Source organism: Streptomyces olivaceus, assembly GCF_000721235.1.
In the GTDB taxonomy this organism is placed as follows: domain Bacteria; phylum Actinomycetota; class Actinomycetes; order Streptomycetales; family Streptomycetaceae; genus Streptomyces; species Streptomyces olivaceus.
On sequence record NZ_JOFH01000018.1, the window covers coordinates 47300 to 62528 of the forward strand.

The following is a 15229-nucleotide window of genomic DNA, read 5'->3' on the forward strand; positions in this document are numbered from 1 at the left end:
GCGCACGGCTCACGCCTCGACGGGCGCCCCGCCCTTCAGCAGGTCCAGGTCGAGGACCTCGCCCATCCGCGCGTACCCCTTGTCGCTGGGGTGCAGGTGGTCGCCGCTGTCGTAGTCGGCGCGCAGCCGGCGCGGGTCGTAGGCGTCGCGCAGGGCCTTGTCGAAGTCGACGACCGCGTCGAAGACCCGGCCCGCGCGGATCTCCTCGTTGACCTGCTGCCGCATCGCCTCGCGGGCGTCCGTGTACCCGCGGTAGCCGCCGAACGGCATGATCGTCGCGCCGACGGCCTTCAGACCGCGGGCGTGCGCCCGGTCGACCAGGGTGCGCAGGCCGGTGAGGATCGCCTCGCGGTCCGCCAGCTCGGGGCTGTGCAGGATGTCGTTGACGCCGAGGACGATGACGACGGCCTTGGCGTTGGTGCGCTCCAGGACGTCCCGTTCGAACCGGCTGAGCCCGCTCGGGTTGTCGGCGGGCCGACCCGTCCGGCCGGTCAGGATGCGGTTGCCGCTGATGCCCTGGTTGACGACGCCGTAGCGGGGTGTGCCGCGTCCGGCCTCGGCCGCCTCGTGCAGCCGCCGGGCGAGGACGTCGGGCCAGCGGTGGTTGGCGTTCGGCTCGGAGCCGAAGCCGTCGGTGATCGAGTCGCCGAACGCGACGACGGTGCCCTTCGCCTCGTTGCTCAGCACGTCGAGGGCGGTCAGGTACCGCCAGTACGGCGTCTCGGCGGTGTACGCGACGGCCGTGGCGTCGGCCGTGCGGTCGCCGTCGGCGAGGTAGCTGGTCTGCTGGGCGTACGGGTGGTAGGTGACCGGTCCCGACGGCGTCGGGGAGTACGTGGTGACCAGGACGTCCGAGCCGAACGGGACGGCGAGGCGGGCGGCGTCGCTCATCACCTGGCCGCCCGCCGGGATGATCACCCGGGGGCTGCCGCGGAAGGTGAGCCGGCGCATGGTGCCGGCGACCGCGGCGGCCGTCTCCGGTCCCGCGGCCCGCGCGACGGAAGCGTGCGTCACGGCCAGCGGCGTCTGCCCGTACAGGTTGGACAGGGTGATCCGCACGCTGGTGCCGCCGACGCTGGTGTGTACGACGTTGCGCACCGAGCGCCCCGCCATGCCGGTGGTCTCGGTGCCCGGCTCGGCCGCGGCCGGCGAGGCGGACCAGGAGCCCACCCAGGCGCCCGTGGAGGCGGGGGCGGCGTCGCCCCGCGAGGCGCGGCCGCCGCCGTCGGCGAGCGGGGCGCGGTTCTTGGCGCCGTCGTCCGAGGAGACGCCGGCGTAGATGGCCGCGGAGATCGCCACTATCAGGGTGACGATCGCCGCGAGCAGGGCACGGTGCTTGGTGTGAGGTGCCCCCGCACCCCTGTCACGACCCGGGGTCATGCTTGTCGTTCTCCTCGGGCGAGGGGAGCCGAGGCTCCGGTCCGATGAACCCATGATGAGGCATGGGCGGGGGAAAGGCCGCAGGAGCCCCGCGCGTTCCCCCCTCCGGGACAGACGCCGGGAACTTGTGTTCCGTTCCGGGAGTCGGTCAGGAAGGGACACTGTGTGAGGTACGTATCAGCGAACGGTGGAGCGGATGGAACGGGCGAAGGCGGAACTACCCGACGGTTCCGGGAGAACCCGGGCGGGCGCGGAGCCGGACGGGGCGGGCGCGGAGCCCGGTGCGGCGAATGCGGCGCCGGACGGGACGGGTGCGGAGCCGGGCGCGGGCACCGGCGGGCCCGCGGCGGGCGGGGCGGTCCGCGACCGCGCGATGACCGCCTTCAGCCCCGCCGACGAGGCCAAACGCCGCGGCGTGCGGCGCATGAAGCTCACCGCGACCGGCCTGCTGCTGTTCGTCGCCCTGGTCTACGTGCTGGCCGAATGGGCCGCCCACCGGGGCGCGGGCGCCTGGGCGGGCTATGTGTCGGCCGCCGCGGAGGCGGGCATGGTGGGCGCGCTCGCCGACTGGTTCGCGGTCACCGCCCTCTTCCGGCACCCGCTGGGCCTGCCCATCCCGCACACCGCGATCATCCCCAAGAAGAAGGACCAGCTCGGCGTCTCCCTGGGCGAGTTCGTCGGCGAGAACTTCCTCTCCGAGGACGTCGTACGGCGCCGGCTGCGCTCCGTCGGCATCGGCAGTCGGCTCGGCGCCTGGCTCGCCGTGCCCGAGCACGCCGACCGGGTGACGGCCGAGCTGTCCGCCGCCCTGCGCGGCGCCCTCACCGTGCTGCGCGACTCCGACGTGCAGGCGGTGGTCGGCGAGGCGATCACCCGCCGGGCCGACGCGCAGGAGATCGCCCCCGGTATCGGCAAGATGCTGGACCGGGTCGTCGCCGACGGCGGCCACCGGCGCGCCGTCGACCTGATCGTCTCCCGCGCCCACGACTGGCTGATCCTGCACGGCGACTCCGTGATGGACGCCGTGCAGGGCGGGGCACCCGGATGGACGCCCCGGTTCGTCGACAAGCGGGTCGGCGAGCGGGTCTACAAGGAGCTGCTGCGCTTCGTCACCGAGATGCGCGACATGCCCGCCCACCCGGCGCGCGGCGCCCTCGACCGTTTCCTCACCGACTTCGCCTCCGACCTGCAGTCCGACACGGACACCCGGGCGCGGGTGGAGCGGTTGAAGACCGAGGTGCTGGGCCGGGGCGAGGTCCAGGACCTGATCGCGTCCGCCTGGACGGCCGTACGGTCCATGATCGTGTCCGCGGCTGAGGACGAGCGCAGCGAGCTGCGGCTGAGGGTCCGCGCCTCGCTGCTGTCCCTGGGCGCCCGGATGGCCTCCGACGCCAAGGTGCGGGCCAAGGTCGACGGCTGGGTGGAGGGCGCCGCGGTGTACGTGGTGACCACCTACCGCAAGGAGATCACCTCGCTGATCACCGACACGGTGGCGGGCTGGGACGCCGAGCACACCACGAAGAAGATCGAGGCCAACATCGGCCGCGACCTCCAGTTCATCCGGATCAACGGCACGGTGGTCGGCTCGCTGGCCGGGCTGCTGATCTACACGGTCTCCCGCATGCTGGGGGCGTAGGCCCTTCGTGCTCCGTTCGCCGGCGGGCCTTCGGCCTGCCGGCGCGGCGGGCGTGTCGCTTCCGGTGCCGGGCACACGGGAGGCGTTCGCTCGACGGAGTCCGCTCGACGGAGAGGGAGCCATGCCAGGAGAAGAGTCGCCGGCCCCGGTGCCCGCCCCCACCGGAACCGTCACCACGGCCGTCCCCGCACGCCTGGACCGGCTGCCCTGGTCGCGGTGGCACTGGATGATCGTCATCGGCCTGGGCACCGTCTGGATCCTGGACGGTCTCGAAGTCACGATCGTCGGCAACGTCGCCGGACGGATCGCCGAGGACGGCAGCGGCCTGGACATCAGTTCGGCCCAGATCACCGGCCTCGCCGCCGCGCTCTACGTGGCCGGCGCCTGCTCCGGTGCCCTGTTCTTCGGCTGGCTGACCGACCGCCACGGCCGCCGGAAGCTCTTCATGATCACCCTGGTGGTCTATCTGGCGGCGACGGCGCTGACCGCGGTCTCCTTCGAGTCCTGGTGGTTCTTCCTCTTCCGCTTCCTCACCGGCTTCGGCATCGGCGGCGAGTACGCGGCGATCAACTCCGCGATCGACGAGCTGATCCCGTCCCACTACCGGGGCCGGGTCGACCTCATCATCAACGGCAGCTACTGGCTGGGCGCGATCGGCGGCGCCCTGCTGTCCATCGTGATGCTGGACACCGACATCTTCGCCAAGGACCTCGGCTGGCGGCTCAGCTTCGCCCTCGGCGTCCTCCTGGGCCTGGTGGTGCTGCTGGTGCGGAGGCATGTCCCGGAGAGCCCGCGATGGCAGTTCATCCACGGCCAGGGGGACAAGGCGGACACCCTCGTCTCCTCCGTCGAACGGGAGATCGAACAGGAGAAGGGTGAGAAGCTGCCGCCGCCGGCCGGTGAGATCACCATCCACCAGCGCAAGAGCATCGGCTTCGGCCTGATCGCCAAGACCGTCTTCGGCCGCTACCCGCGCCGCGCGGTCCTGGGCCTGTCCCTCTTCATCGGCCAGGCGTTCCTCTACAACGCCATCACCTTCGGCTTCGGCACCATCCTCATCACGTTCTTCGACGTGCCGACCGGCAGCACCGGCTACTACTTCGCCGTCATCGCCGCGGGCAACTTCTGCGGCCCGCTGCTCCTCGGCCACCTCTTCGACACGGTCGGCCGCCGGATCATGATCTCCGGCACCTACCTGCTCTCCGGCATCCTGCTCTTCGGCACGGCCTGGCTCTTCGACCGCGGCTCGCTCACGGCGACGACCATGACGGCCTGCTGGTGCGTGGTGCTGTTCTTCGCCTCGGCGGGCGCCTCCAGCGCGTACCTCACCGTCTCCGAGATCTTCCCCATGGAGACCCGCGCCATGGCGATCGCCTTCTTCTACGCCCTCGGCACCGCCGCCGGCGGTATCAGCGGCCCGCTGCTCTTCGCCGACCTGACCGAGTCCGGCGTGGTCGGCGACACGGTCCTGGCCTTCCGGATCGGCGCCGGGCTGATGTGCGCGGCCGGGCTGGTGGCGGCGTTCCTCGCGGTGAAGGCGGAACGCCGCTCGCTGGAGGACATCGCCGAGCCGCTGTCGGCGGCGGCGCCCGACGCACCGGGAGCGGCCGGCTCCGGCGCGAAGACCGCGTAGCGTCGCACACGCCGACCGGCACAGACGTCGAGGAGCCCTTCCGTGAGCATCCGCAGGATCGTCCCCAACATCCACGTCGAGGCCGAGGAGCAGTGGAACACGAGCCGCGACTTCTACGGCCTGCTCGGCTTCGAGGAGGTCATGGACATGGGCTGGGTGACGACCCTGGCCTCCCCGTCCAACCCCACCGCCCAGATCAGCCTCTTCACCGAGGAGCGCACCGCGCCCGTCGTCCCCGACCTGAGCGTGGAGGTCGAGGACGTCGACGGGGTCTACGCCGCGGTTCTCGCCTCGGGCGCCGAGATCGTGCGGGAGCCGAGGGACGAGGACTGGGGCGTACGGCGCTTCTTCGTACGGGACCCGAACGGCCGCGTGATCAACGTACTGACGCACAAGGCGTGAACCGGAGGTCATGCCCCCGGACGTCGTGGGCCCGGAGGCCATGCCCCCGGACGCCGTGGGCCCGGTGGTCATGCCCCCGGACGTCGTGTGACCGGAGACCGTGACGTGCGGGGGGAGGGACGGTTCAGGCCCGTCGGTCGGCGACCGCCCACGAGGCCAGCGCGACCGCGCCGGCGGCACCGAGGACCGCGGGCCAGGCGCCCACCTTCCTGGCCAGCGGGTGGGACCCGGCGAACCCGGCGACGTACGCGGCGGTCAGCGCGCCCGCGGCCCGGCCGCCTGCCTGCCGGTGCCACTGCCGCGCGGCGGCCGCCCCGGCCACGGCGAGCACGGCCCCGCCGAGCTGCCGCTGCTTCGTCCACCGGGCCACGCCGTACCCGCCGACGAGACCACCCGCGGCGATCGCCGCACTGGGAACCCTGGCCATCTCTGCCTCCTGCCGCGCACACCCGGTGCGCACCGATTGCCGGTACCGAGGCTAATCCTCACCGCGCCCGGCGCACGCGCCGGGGTGAGCGCCCCGGACGCTCCGCCGGCGGCCCGGCGCCACCCGTTCGGCCCAACACCGCGTCCCGGCCGTGACAGTTCGGGGTACCCGTCCCGTTGGGGCCAGTGGCGCCGAACGGCGGGCAGTACGCGAGGAAACGGGAGACCGATGAGCACGGACAGCCCCGGCACCGACCGGACGCGACCCCGGCAGGTCGTCGTGGACGGAGCCCGCGTGGCCTGCTGGGAGTCCGGCCCGCCCGGCGCCGAACCCGTCGTCCTCCTGCACGGCTACCCGGCCGACCACCGGTGCTGGCGCCACCAGGTCCCGGCCCTGTCGGCCCGCCACCGCGTCGTCGCCCCCGACCTCCTCGGCTGGGGCGCCTCGGACCGCCCCCTGCACCTGTCCTTCGACTACGACACCGAGGTCGCCCGGCTCGCCCGGCTCCTGGACGCGCTGGGCCTGGACTCGGTGAACCTGGCCGGTCACGACTACGGCGGCTTCCTCGCCCTCGGCCTCGCCGAGACGCACCCCGGGCGGGTGCGGCGGCTGGCCGTCCTCAACAGCCGCGCGCAGGGCACCTTCACCCCCCGCTGGTACGCCCTGTTCAGCCTCATGGGCACCGCGGGACGCAGCGCCCTGCTCCGCCGCCCGGCGGCCCGGCTGCCGTACGCCGCCCTGCACCGCCGGGCCTTCGCGCCGCTCGTGCGCGCGGGCCGCCTCGACGCGCGGGTCCTTGAGGGCTACGTCGGCTGGATGGCCGAGCCCGAGGGCCGCCGCTGGCTGCTGCACTACTTCGGCGACTACCGCACCCCGCCCCGCCCCGAGCTGCGCCGCGGCCTGCCCGGCGTCTCCTGCCCGACGGCGGTCGTCTGGGGCCGCGCGGACCCGTACCTGAGCCCGGCGATCGCGACCAAGCTGGCCGGCGCCGTCCCCGGCGCCGAGCTGACGATGCTGGACGACACCGGCCACTGGGTCATGGACGAACGCCCCGCCGAGGTGACGGCGGCGCTGCTCCGACTGCTGGAGCGGACGCCCGCGAACGGGTGAGACGCGGGTCACATCCACGCCCCGCCGTGCTCTGTCACATCCCCCGCGCGTGATCCGTCGTAGCTGTGTACGCGGAAACACCGCACGCAGAACAACGCCGACGGAGGAGAGCACGATGGAAGCGCGACTCAGCCTGTTCACCAACCCGCTCGCGGGCAAGATCCTGCGGCACATCAACTCGGCCGGCAAGGCCGTGTCCGACTCGACGCTGCCCGCCGCGACCCAGGAGCTGGTCAAGATCCGCGCCAGCCAGATCAACGGATGCGGCTTCTGCCTCGACATGCACACCAAGGACGCCACGAAGGCCGGGGAGACGGCGCTGCGCCTGAACCTGGTCGCGGCCTGGCGGGAGGCGACCGTCTTCACCGACGCCGAGCGCGCCGCCCTCGAACTGACCGAGCAGGGCACCCGGATCGCCGACGCGCCCGGCGGCGTCACCGACGAGGCGTGGGCGAACGCCGCCGAGCACTACGACGAGGAGCAGCTCACCGCGCTGGTGGGGCTGATCGCCGTCATCAACACCTACAACCGCCTGAACGTGGTCACCCGGCAGCCCGCCGGCGACTACGAGCCCGGCATGTTCGGCTGACGCCGCTGGCCGGGCACCGGGTCCGCCGCCCGCCGGTCGCGCCGTCCTGCGGCGTGCAGCAGGACCGGGAGCCGCTGGTGGCCGTTGCTGATCAGCGACGGCACCGGCGGCAGGTCCCGCTCCGGGTCGGCGAGCCGGATGTCCGGGAAGCGGTCGAAGAGGCTCCGCAGCGCGAGGACGACCTCCATGCGGGCCAGCGGGGCGCCCAGGCAGAAGTGGACGCCGTGGCCGAACGCCAGGTGCTCCTTGACCGTGCGCGTCGCGTCGAAGGTGTCGGCGTCCTCGTGCCAGTCCGGGTGGCGGTTGGCCGCGGCGTACGAGGCGAGGATGGCCTCCCCGCGGGCGATGGTGCGCCCGTCGGGCAGCGGGATGTCCGTGACGGCGTACCGCAGCGGCAGGTGCTTGACCGCCGGTTCGTGGCGCAGCGTCTCCTCGACCACGTCGTCCCAGTCGGCCTCGCCCTTGCGCACCAGGGCCAGCTGGTCGGGGCGGGTCAGCAGGGTGTGCACGGCCTGGTCGATGACGTTGACGGTCGTCTCGTACCCGGCGCTGATCATCAGCAGCAGGGTGTCGCGCAGTTCCTCGGGGGAGAGGCCGGCCCCGTCCTCCTCGTCGTCGCGGGCGGTGATGAGCAGGGACGTCATGTCGTCGCCGGGGCTCTCGCGCTTGGCGGCGATGAGCTGGTCCAGGACCTCGTACAGGCGGGCGGTGTTGGTCTGCGCCTCGGCCTGGCTCAGCGTGGTGTCGAAGACGCCGTCGACCAGGGCCCGGAAGCGCTCGCGCCGCTCCTCGGGCACGCCCATGAGGTGGCCGATCACCGCGATCGGCAGCGGGTAGGCCAGCTCCTGCCGCAGGTCGACCGTCTCGCCCGCGGGGAGGTCCGCGATGCGGTCGACGAGCCGGGTCACGATCTCCTCGACGGCCGGCTGTATCGCCACTATCCGCCGGGCACTGAAGGCGGGGGCCACCAGCCGGCGCAGCTTGCGGTGGTTCGCCCCGTACGCGGTGAACATGTTCTCCACCGCCACCCACAGGGCCAGCGGCCAGGTCGCGACGACCTCGCCGAAGGCCGGCCAGTGCGCCCGTCCGTCCTTGGAGACGTCGGGACTGGTGAGGAGCTGTTTGAGGAGCGCGGGATCGCTGACCGACCAGGCCTGCACACCGAGGACGTCCACGCGGGTGGCCGCGCCGCCCTCCCGCAGCGCGCGGTGCTCGGCGTGGTGACCGGCGCCGGAAGGGTCGAGGACGAGGACGGACTGCTGCGTCGTCATGCCTGGCTCCTTGTTGTGCGACGTGGTGCTGGGACGGGTGCTGCTGCGTGGTGCTGCTGCGTGTGCTGCGACGTGACGTGCGGTTTCCGGCTGTGCGGCTCAACCGGCCGTGCGGCTCAGTACGCGTCCTCGTGGGCGACGGGGAACGTGACGGGCAGCGACTCCAGGGCCCGGTGGAACGGCCCGGGGCGCCAGGCGAGTTCGGCGAGCGGGCGGGCCAGTTCGGTCTGGGGCAGCGCGTCCAGCAGGTGGGTGACCGCGGTCTCCGCGATGAGATAGGCGTGCGAGCGGGCCGGACAGGTGTGCGGGCCGGTGCTCCAGGCCAGGTGGGCGCGGTTGCCGGCGTGGCTGCCCGTGGGCATGCCCTCCGTGAGCGCGGGGTCGTTGTTCGCGGCCGACATGGAGATCACCACCGGCTGGTCGGCCGGCAGCAGCACGCCCTCCACGTCGACGGGGTACGGCGGGTAGGAGATGCAGTAGTTCATCATCGGCGGGTCGGTGTAGAGGACCGCGTCGAGCGCGTCGCGCACCGTGGACAGACCGGCGTGCAGGTCCGCCGAGAACTCCTCGTCGGTGAGGATCTTCAGGACGGTGTTGCTGATCAGGTTGGTCAGCGGCTCGATCCCGGCGCCGTAGAGCGTGACGAGCTGCTGGCCCATCTCCTCGTCGGTCAGGTCGGCGGGGTGCAGGGCCAGCCGGGACGTGATGTCGTCGCCGGGATGGAGCCGGCGCAGGGCCACGAGGTCGGACACGGCCTGGGAGAGGATCCGGTTGCCCTCGCCGGCGTTGGTGGTGTCGAAGATCTTCGCCATGCCGTCGGCGATGCGCTGCCCGATCTCGTCCGGGCAGCCGAGCAGCGCGCTCAGCACGCTGAAGGCGATGGGGAAGGAGTACTGCGTGAGCAGGTCGGCCGAGCCGGCGGCGCGGAACCCGTCGATGGCGCCGTCGGCGACCTTCTCGACCAGGGCGCGCAGTGCGTGCTGGTCGACCCGGTCGAGGGCGTGCACGTTCGCGCCGCGGTAGCGGGCGTGCTCGGCGCCGCCCGAGCGCAGCGCGTTGGGTCGCCACTCCATCATCGGCCGCACCGGGCACGTCGCCGGGATCAGCTTCTCCCAGGCGCGCGGGTCGGCCGGGAAGTGCAGCGGGTCGTTGAGGATGCGGCGGGCCTGGTAGTAGCCGATCACCAGGGTCGCCGGGACGCCCGGTGCGAGGTCGACGGGGACCAGGGGACCGTGGGCGAGCCGCATGCGCCGGTAGGCGGTGTGCGGGTCGGCGGCGAACTCCGGGGCGTACAGGGCGATCCGGCCCGGCGGAGCGGTCGGCGCGGACTCGGCGGAGGGCAACGTCATCGGCGGGACTCCATCAGGGCGGCTGAGCGGTGCTCGGAGAGGTACTCCGTGAGCGTGATCAGGGCGTGCAGGGAGGAGGTGCGGTCGCGGGCGTCGCAGACCGTCAGGGGGGCGTCGGCGTCGAGGGCGAGCGCCTCGCGCAGCTCTTCCTCGGGGTATACCGGGGCTTCGGCGAAGGCGTTGATGGCGACGGCGTACGGGATGTCCGCGCCGTCCAGCAGGCCGAGGGCGTCGTGGGAGGCGTCGAGGTCGCGGGTGTCGGCCAGGACGAGGCAGCCGAGGGCGCCCTCGGCCAGGTCCTCCCACAGCGGCTGGAACCGGGACTGCCCCGGCAGCCCGAACAGGTACAGGGCGATCCGGCCGCCGGCCATGTGGATGCGGCCGAAGTCCATCGCCACGGTGGTCGTCGTCTTGTGCGGGGCCCGGCGCAGGTCGTCGACGCCGGCGCTGGCCTGCGTGATCGGCTCCTCCATGCGCAGCGGCCGTACCTCCGAGACGCTGCCGATCAGGGTCGTCTTGCCGACGCCGAAGCCGCCCGCGACCACGATCTTGGCCGACCGGGTCACCGTGGCCGGGACGTAGGTGACGGACGGTTCGGGCAGGTCAGACCATGGAGCGCAGTCCACGGAGTACCTCCTGGAGCAGGTCGAAGTCGGGCTGGTCCTCGGCCGCGGGGGCGGGACTGGCGAGGTGGCCGGAGTCCATCAGCGCGGAGACGAGGATGCGCACCGTCGAGGGCGGCAGCTCCAGCGCCGCCGCGATGTCGGCGACGGCCAGGCCGCCGTCCGCGCCGGCGAAGAGCCGCATCACCCGGCGGGCGTCCGGGGCGAGGGTGTCCGTGGGGCCGGTCGCGGCGATGACCACGCTCTCCAGGCGCACGTCGTCGTGCGCGCGGATCCGGCCCTGAGTACGGACGTAGGGCCGGATCATGTCGGGATCGCGCCGCGGCCCGCTCATACCGGTGAGCCGCCGTCCGTGACCGGGACGCGCTCCTCCGTGGCCAGTTCGTGCCCGACCCGGGTGGCGAGCCGCACCATGTGGTGGGAGATCAGACCGACGTCGGCGTCCGGTCCGGTGGTGCACACCGACAGCATGGTGTTCTTCGCCGCGGTGGTGGTCAGGCCGATGCAGCCGACCGACTCGATGAGCAGCTGTCTCATCCCGGCCCCGCCGGTGAACTCGTCCCAGGCCTTGCCGGCCGCCCGCAGGGCCGCCGTCAGCGCGGCGAACTTCTCCCCGTCGTCCTGGCCGATCGTCTCGGTACGGGCCTTCAGCAGGCCGTCGCTGCTCATCAGCACGGCGTAGCGGACGCCCTCGACGGTGCCGAGTTCCTGGTCGAGCAGCCAGCCGAGGCTGTTGGTGTGTGTGTCTTGCACGGTCAGTGTCCTTCGTCGTGGGCGGCGTCGCGGCCGGCGGTGTGCGTGGCGCCGGCGTCGGTGCCGGCGGGCCCGGTGGTCTCCCCCTGCCGGCCGCGCCGCGTCCCCGCCGCCCAGGCCGCGGCGACGGCGGGCCGTCCGGGCTCGGTGGCGTCGGGCGCGGCGGGTCGGCGCGCGGGGGCGGGGGCGGGGGAGCGCCGGCGGACGGTGAGACCGCTGGCGGTGGTGGCCGCGGGGCCGGACGCCCCTCCGGAAGGGACGACCGGCTCGTGGGCGGACCCGTGCCCGTGGTCCCGCTCGTGTTCCGGCCGCTCGTGCGCCGGGTCCTGCCGGACCTCCGGGCGCTCGTGCACCGATTCCTGCTCCCGTCCCGATCCGGGTGCGGCCGCCGGTGCGGGGCCGGCGGTCCGCGGCCCGGCGGCGAGGGCCTTCGGGGGCTCCGCCGCCGGTGCGGGCGCGAACGCCGGTGACACGGGCTCGTCGACCGGTGCCGCCGGGGCGGGCACGAGGCCGGACGGGGCGCCGCCCGGCACGGCGGCGGACGGTGCGGCGGAGGCGGCCCCGGGCTGGGCGGCGGCCGGGACGGCGGGCCGGTCGGCCGGCTGGACGACGGGGTGGGCGGCCGTCGGGCCGACGAGCAGGTTCTTCGGCAGGACGACCATGGCCCGGGTTCCCTGGTAGATGTTCGGCGCGGTCAGCTCGACGCGGAAGCCGTAGCTCTCGGCCAGCAGGGACGCCACGCGCAGCCCGGTCTGGGGGTGGGCGCCGAGCCGGGTGATGTCGTCGCGCTGCTCGCCGGACATCACGTCGCTGGCCCACAGCAGCCGCTCGTCGTCCATCCGCAGCCCGGCGTCGTCGAGGATCAGGAAGCAGGCGTGGTGCCCCTGTTCGAGCGAGACGTGGACACTGGCGGCGGGCGGCGAGTATCGCAGCGCGTTGTCCAGCAGTACGGCGACCGCGTGCACGACGCCCTCCACCGCCCGCCCCTCGACGACCACGGCACCCATCTCGGGGTGCTTGATCCGCTCGTACCCCTCGATCCGGCCCATGGCCGCGCGCACGATGTCGGTCAGCGTGGTGGCGGGCCACCGCCTGGACAGCTTGTCCCCTGCGAGGACGGCGTAGCCCGACGAGGTGAGCAGCATCTGCTGCGCGAGGTGGTCGATCTCCACCAGCGTCGCGTACGCCTCGTCGGAGATGTGCCGCCGTACGCCCTGGCTGACGGTCCGGCCGAGTCTCGCCGCCCGTGCCACGACGTTGTTGGCGAAGCCGCGCACGGCGGCCCTGGCCACGCCGACCGACTCCTGCCGCACCTGCTCGATCTGCCGTTCGGTGTCCTGCCGCAGCTGCGTGATCTGCTGCTCGGCGTCCTGGCGCACCCGGTCGGCGGTGTTCGCCGCGATCCGGTCGGCGGCGGCCCGCTCCTGGATCCGTACGGCCTCCACCGCCGAGGCCACCGCGCCGGGTACCGCCCGCAGCCGCTCGGCCAGCGGTGTCCCGTCGAGCGCCGCCGGCACCATCAGCCCGCCGTCCGGGCCCGTGCCGCTCTGCCCGCCCTTCGCCGCCGCCGGGACCACGGTGGCGGACAGGTGCCCCACGCACTGCTCGGCCGCGACGAGTTGCAGGGTGAGGCGGTCGGCGTGCTCGCGCAACTGGTCGGCACGGCGCCGGGCCTGTTCGCCCGTGCGCCTGAATCGCCAGGCGGCCCCGACCGCGGCCACCGCGAACAACGCGGTGACGGTCAGAATCAGTTCAGTCATCAGGTCCTCACGGATCTACAGCCGTCGGTTCTCAAGGCGTCGGTGTGGGGGAGGCGGCCGAAGCGGGGCGGCCCGAAGGGCGGGCGCCGCCCGGCCCGGCGACGGCCGGGCGCTCAGCAGGCCGGAGCGGAACGACGCCCCCTACGGGGGCCACCAGGTGCCGGGGAGCCGGCGACGCGGAAGACGGTGAGGGCGCACGACATGGAACTCCAAGACACGCGAGGGCCTGTGCGAGCAGGGGTGACGACGACGCGGACTCGAAGCGACCCGGGACCGCGCGTCCCGAGCTGCTCCGAACTCCCGTATCCACGACCGGCGTTCGGCGTACGGCAACGGACCATACCGCTTGTGCTCACTCGTCGTGTCAGCCTCGTGACCATGAGCAGGAAGCGCAAGCGGAATGGCGCGAAAAATACCCGGATGGGGGCAGAAGCCCTATGGCCGAAAACGAGGTTGGCCCTCCGGGTGGCAGCCTGGTAGCCGCAGCGCCCCAAGGGTGACGCGGCAGCGGCGGAGCCGATCGCGGGTGCGAGGAACGACCGTCTGTGTGATCAGTCGTCGGTGGCCAGACGTCCCAGCCACTCCGTCAGCAGGCGCTGTTCCGCCTCGCTGAGCAGCGTCTGCTCGGGGAGGGCGGCGCGCAGGGCGCGAGCCGCGCCCGCCGGGCCGGAGCCGCGTACGGCCGGCTGATCGACGGTGACGGCGGCGACCATGGACTCCCGCAGGGTGGTCAACAGGGCCGGATCGCGCCGCTCTTCGGGCAGGGACAGCCACGTGAGCACCGCACCGCGGGCCGTGGCGTGGATGATCTGGGCCGCGAGTTCCTCGTCCACGCGGAGCCAGCCGCCGGCGGCCAGGCGCCGGATCCGGCCCATCAGCACCCCCATGCCGGTCCGGAAGGCGGCCGACTCGGCCCGGGTGGGCTCGGCGTACATCAGTGTGTACAGCGCGGGATTGGCCAGACCGAACTCGACCGCGACGTCCCAGCCGGCCCGCAGGTCCGCGATGGGGTCCGGCGGGTCGGGGTCGATGCGCTTGGAGGCGAGGAAGGCCGTGAACCCGTGCTCGGCCACCGCGTCGAGCAGCCCGTCCTTGTCGCCGAACAGCCGGTAGATGGCCGGCGGCTGCAGCCCCGCCGCCTCGGCGACCGCGCGCGTGGTGACCGCGTCGCGCCCTCCGCGCGTCAGCAGACCGATGGCGGCCTCGACGACCCGCTGCCGGGTCTGGTCGGAACGAGATGGCATGTATCGACGATATCGCGGTTCTGTGCTCATCGGAATTATCAGTGTTATCGTGAAAATGATTCCACTGGAAACAGCAGGGGGGCGCCCGGATCGGCAGCCGGGCAGACAAGTAGACCCTTGAGTACAGGAGCGAAATATGATCATCGTGACCGGAGCCACCGGACAGCTGGGACGCCAGATCGTCGAGCACCTGCTCCCCCGCGTACCGGCCGCCCAGGTCGGCGTCAGCGTCCGCGACCCCCTGAAGCCGCAGGCTCGGGCCTTCGCCGACCAGGGCGTACGGGTGCGGCGCGGCAGCTACACGGACCCCGCGAGCCTCGCCCACGCCTTCGAGGGCGCCTCGCAGGTCCTCGTCGTCTCCGCGGACAGGATGGGCGAGGAGTGCGTCGACCTGCACCGCACCGCGATCGGGGCGGCCGTCGCGGCGGGGGCCCGCCGCATCCTCTACACCAGCCAGATGGGAGCCGCCGAGGCGTCGCACTTCCAGGCGTGCCGCGACCACGCGGCCACCGAGGAGATACTGCGCGGCAGCGGAGTCCCCTACACCTCGCTGCGCAACGGCTTCTACGCCGCCAGCGCGGTGAACTTCCTCGACCGGGCCCTGACCACCGGCGAGATCGTGCTCCCGGCGGACGGGCCGGTCGCCTGGACCGCCCACGCCGACCTCGCCGAGGCGACCGCCGCCGTCCTGGCGGACGAGGGCCGCTTCGAGGGTCCCACCCCGCCCCTCACCGCGTCGCGGGCGCTCAGTTTCGACGACATCGCGGAGACCGCCGCTGAGCTGACCGGCCGCACCTTCACCAGGGCCCTCGCGCCCGACGCCGCCTTCCGGGACCAGTTGGTGGACCACGGCGTCCCCGCGGTCGCCGCCGACCAGGTCCTGGGCATCTTCGCCGCCGCCCGCGCGGGGGAATTCGCCGCGGCCGACCCGGCGCTGGCCGAACTGCTGGGCCGCGAGCCGGCCGGCCTGCGCGACGTCCTGCGGGACGCGCTGCGCGAACGGACGTCCGCCGGCTGATCACGCCGGGCGGGCGCCCTGGGGCGGGCCGGCG

The 15229-nt window shown here is 73.4% G+C and carries 15 protein-coding genes; 6 read left to right on the forward strand and 9 right to left on the reverse strand.

Going from position 1 to position 15229, the window contains the following annotated elements; translation table 11 throughout:
* Positions 1-9: 9 nt before the first annotated feature.
* On the reverse strand, positions 10-1380 hold the full coding sequence (locus tag IG94_RS0120700; RefSeq protein ID WP_031038888.1) for an SGNH/GDSL hydrolase family protein: 1371 nt from the start codon (positions 1378-1380) through the stop codon (positions 10-12).
* Between the two features lie 196 nt (positions 1381-1576).
* Between IG94_RS0120700 and IG94_RS0120705 the strand changes: the two genes are divergently transcribed.
* The 3 genes from IG94_RS0120705 to IG94_RS0120715 all read left to right on the forward strand — a co-directional run bounded on the left by IG94_RS0120705 (position 1577) and on the right by IG94_RS0120715 (position 5051).
* On the forward strand, positions 1577-3016 hold the full coding sequence (locus tag IG94_RS0120705) for a DUF445 domain-containing protein (protein WP_031038890.1): 1440 nt from the start codon (positions 1577-1579) through the stop codon (positions 3014-3016).
* A 121-nt stretch (positions 3017-3137) separates the two neighbouring features.
* Positions 3138-4649: an MFS transporter gene (locus IG94_RS0120710; protein WP_031038894.1), complete on the forward strand. Its 1512-nt coding sequence runs from the start codon at positions 3138-3140 to the stop codon at positions 4647-4649.
* A 42-nt stretch (positions 4650-4691) separates the two neighbouring features.
* Positions 4692-5051: a VOC family protein gene (locus IG94_RS0120715; protein WP_031038897.1), complete on the forward strand. Its 360-nt coding sequence runs from the start codon at positions 4692-4694 to the stop codon at positions 5049-5051.
* A 124-nt stretch (positions 5052-5175) separates the two neighbouring features.
* Here IG94_RS0120715 and IG94_RS0120725 read toward each other — a convergent pair whose 3' ends face one another.
* Positions 5176-5478, reverse strand: a complete 303-nt coding sequence (locus tag IG94_RS0120725) for a hypothetical protein (protein ID WP_031038899.1) — start codon at positions 5476-5478, stop codon at positions 5176-5178.
* 228 nt (positions 5479-5706) lie between these two features.
* On the opposite strand from IG94_RS0120725, the gene IG94_RS0120730 reads away from it, so the two are divergent.
* Together IG94_RS0120730 and IG94_RS0120735 are read left to right on the forward strand one after the other, a co-directional pair.
* Positions 5707-6588, forward strand: a complete 882-nt coding sequence (locus IG94_RS0120730) for an alpha/beta fold hydrolase (RefSeq protein ID WP_031038902.1) — start codon at positions 5707-5709, stop codon at positions 6586-6588.
* A 115-nt stretch (positions 6589-6703) separates the two neighbouring features.
* Complete coding sequence (locus IG94_RS0120735; protein WP_031038904.1) at positions 6704-7177, forward strand: carboxymuconolactone decarboxylase family protein; 474 nt, start codon at positions 6704-6706, stop codon at positions 7175-7177.
* Here IG94_RS0120735 and IG94_RS0120740 read toward each other — a convergent pair.
* The 7 genes from IG94_RS0120740 to IG94_RS0120770 form a co-directional block, all read right to left on the reverse strand.
* On the reverse strand, positions 7153-8448 hold the full coding sequence (locus IG94_RS0120740) for a cytochrome P450 family protein (protein WP_078892370.1): 1296 nt from the start codon (positions 8446-8448) through the stop codon (positions 7153-7155). The genes IG94_RS0120735 and IG94_RS0120740 overlap by 25 nt on opposite strands.
* 116 nt (positions 8449-8564) lie before the next feature.
* Complete coding sequence (locus IG94_RS0120745; protein ID WP_031038910.1) at positions 8565-9797, reverse strand: cytochrome P450; 1233 nt, start codon at positions 9795-9797, stop codon at positions 8565-8567.
* Complete coding sequence (locus tag IG94_RS0120750) at positions 9794-10423, reverse strand: GTP-binding protein (protein WP_031038914.1); 630 nt, start codon at positions 10421-10423, stop codon at positions 9794-9796. Before IG94_RS0120750 ends, IG94_RS0120745 begins: the two co-directional genes overlap by 4 nt.
* Entirely contained in the window at positions 10401-10754 is a 354-nt protein-coding gene (locus IG94_RS0120755) for a DUF742 domain-containing protein (protein ID WP_031038918.1), read from the reverse strand. The genes IG94_RS0120750 and IG94_RS0120755 overlap by 23 nt, the downstream gene beginning before the upstream one ends.
* Positions 10751-11173: a roadblock/LC7 domain-containing protein gene (locus tag IG94_RS0120760; RefSeq protein ID WP_031038921.1), complete on the reverse strand. Its 423-nt coding sequence runs from the start codon at positions 11171-11173 to the stop codon at positions 10751-10753. The genes IG94_RS0120755 and IG94_RS0120760 overlap by 4 nt, the downstream gene beginning before the upstream one ends.
* 2 nt (positions 11174-11175) lie before the next feature.
* Positions 11176-12933, reverse strand: coding sequence for an ATP-binding protein (locus IG94_RS0120765; protein WP_031038924.1), 1758 nt, complete (start codon positions 12931-12933; stop codon positions 11176-11178).
* Positions 12934-13484: 551 nt separating this feature from the next.
* Positions 13485-14177: a TetR/AcrR family transcriptional regulator gene (locus IG94_RS0120770; RefSeq protein WP_031038927.1), complete on the reverse strand. Its 693-nt coding sequence runs from the start codon at positions 14175-14177 to the stop codon at positions 13485-13487.
* Positions 14178-14313: 136 nt separating this feature from the next.
* On the opposite strand from IG94_RS0120770, the gene IG94_RS0120775 reads away from it, so the two are divergent.
* Entirely contained in the window at positions 14314-15195 is an 882-nt protein-coding gene (locus tag IG94_RS0120775) for an NmrA family NAD(P)-binding protein (RefSeq protein WP_031038930.1), read from the forward strand.
* The last annotated feature ends 34 nt before the right edge of the window (positions 15196-15229 follow it).

Bases quoted from the DNA above. Each gene is read 5' to 3' on its own strand.
- IG94_RS0120755 (WP_031038918.1), bottom strand. From the start codon at position 10,754: ATGAGCGGGCCGCGGCGCGATCCCGACATGATCCGGCCCTACGTCCGT.
- IG94_RS0120745 (WP_031038910.1), bottom strand. From the start codon at position 9,797: ATGACGTTGCCCTCCGCCGAGTCCGCGCCGACCGCTCCGCCGGGCCGG.
- IG94_RS0120725 (WP_031038899.1), bottom strand. From the start codon at position 5,478: ATGGCCAGGGTTCCCAGTGCGGCGATCGCCGCGGGTGGTCTCGTCGGC.
- IG94_RS0120735 (WP_031038904.1), top strand. From the start codon at position 6,704: ATGGAAGCGCGACTCAGCCTGTTCACCAACCCGCTCGCGGGCAAGATC.
- IG94_RS0120765 (WP_031038924.1), bottom strand. From the start codon at position 12,933: ATGACTGAACTGATTCTGACCGTCACCGCGTTGTTCGCGGTGGCCGCG.
- IG94_RS0120740 (WP_078892370.1), bottom strand. From the start codon at position 8,448: ATGACGACGCAGCAGTCCGTCCTCGTCCTCGACCCTTCCGGCGCCGGT.
- IG94_RS0120710 (WP_031038894.1), top strand. From the start codon at position 3,138: ATGCCAGGAGAAGAGTCGCCGGCCCCGGTGCCCGCCCCCACCGGAACC.
- IG94_RS0120775 (WP_031038930.1), top strand. From the start codon at position 14,314: ATGATCATCGTGACCGGAGCCACCGGACAGCTGGGACGCCAGATCGTC.
- IG94_RS0120730 (WP_031038902.1), top strand. From the start codon at position 5,707: ATGAGCACGGACAGCCCCGGCACCGACCGGACGCGACCCCGGCAGGTC.
- IG94_RS0120705 (WP_031038890.1), top strand. From the start codon at position 1,577: ATGGAACGGGCGAAGGCGGAACTACCCGACGGTTCCGGGAGAACCCGG.
- IG94_RS0120770 (WP_031038927.1), bottom strand. From the start codon at position 14,177: ATGCCATCTCGTTCCGACCAGACCCGGCAGCGGGTCGTCGAGGCCGCC.
- IG94_RS0120700 (WP_031038888.1), bottom strand. From the start codon at position 1,380: ATGACCCCGGGTCGTGACAGGGGTGCGGGGGCACCTCACACCAAGCAC.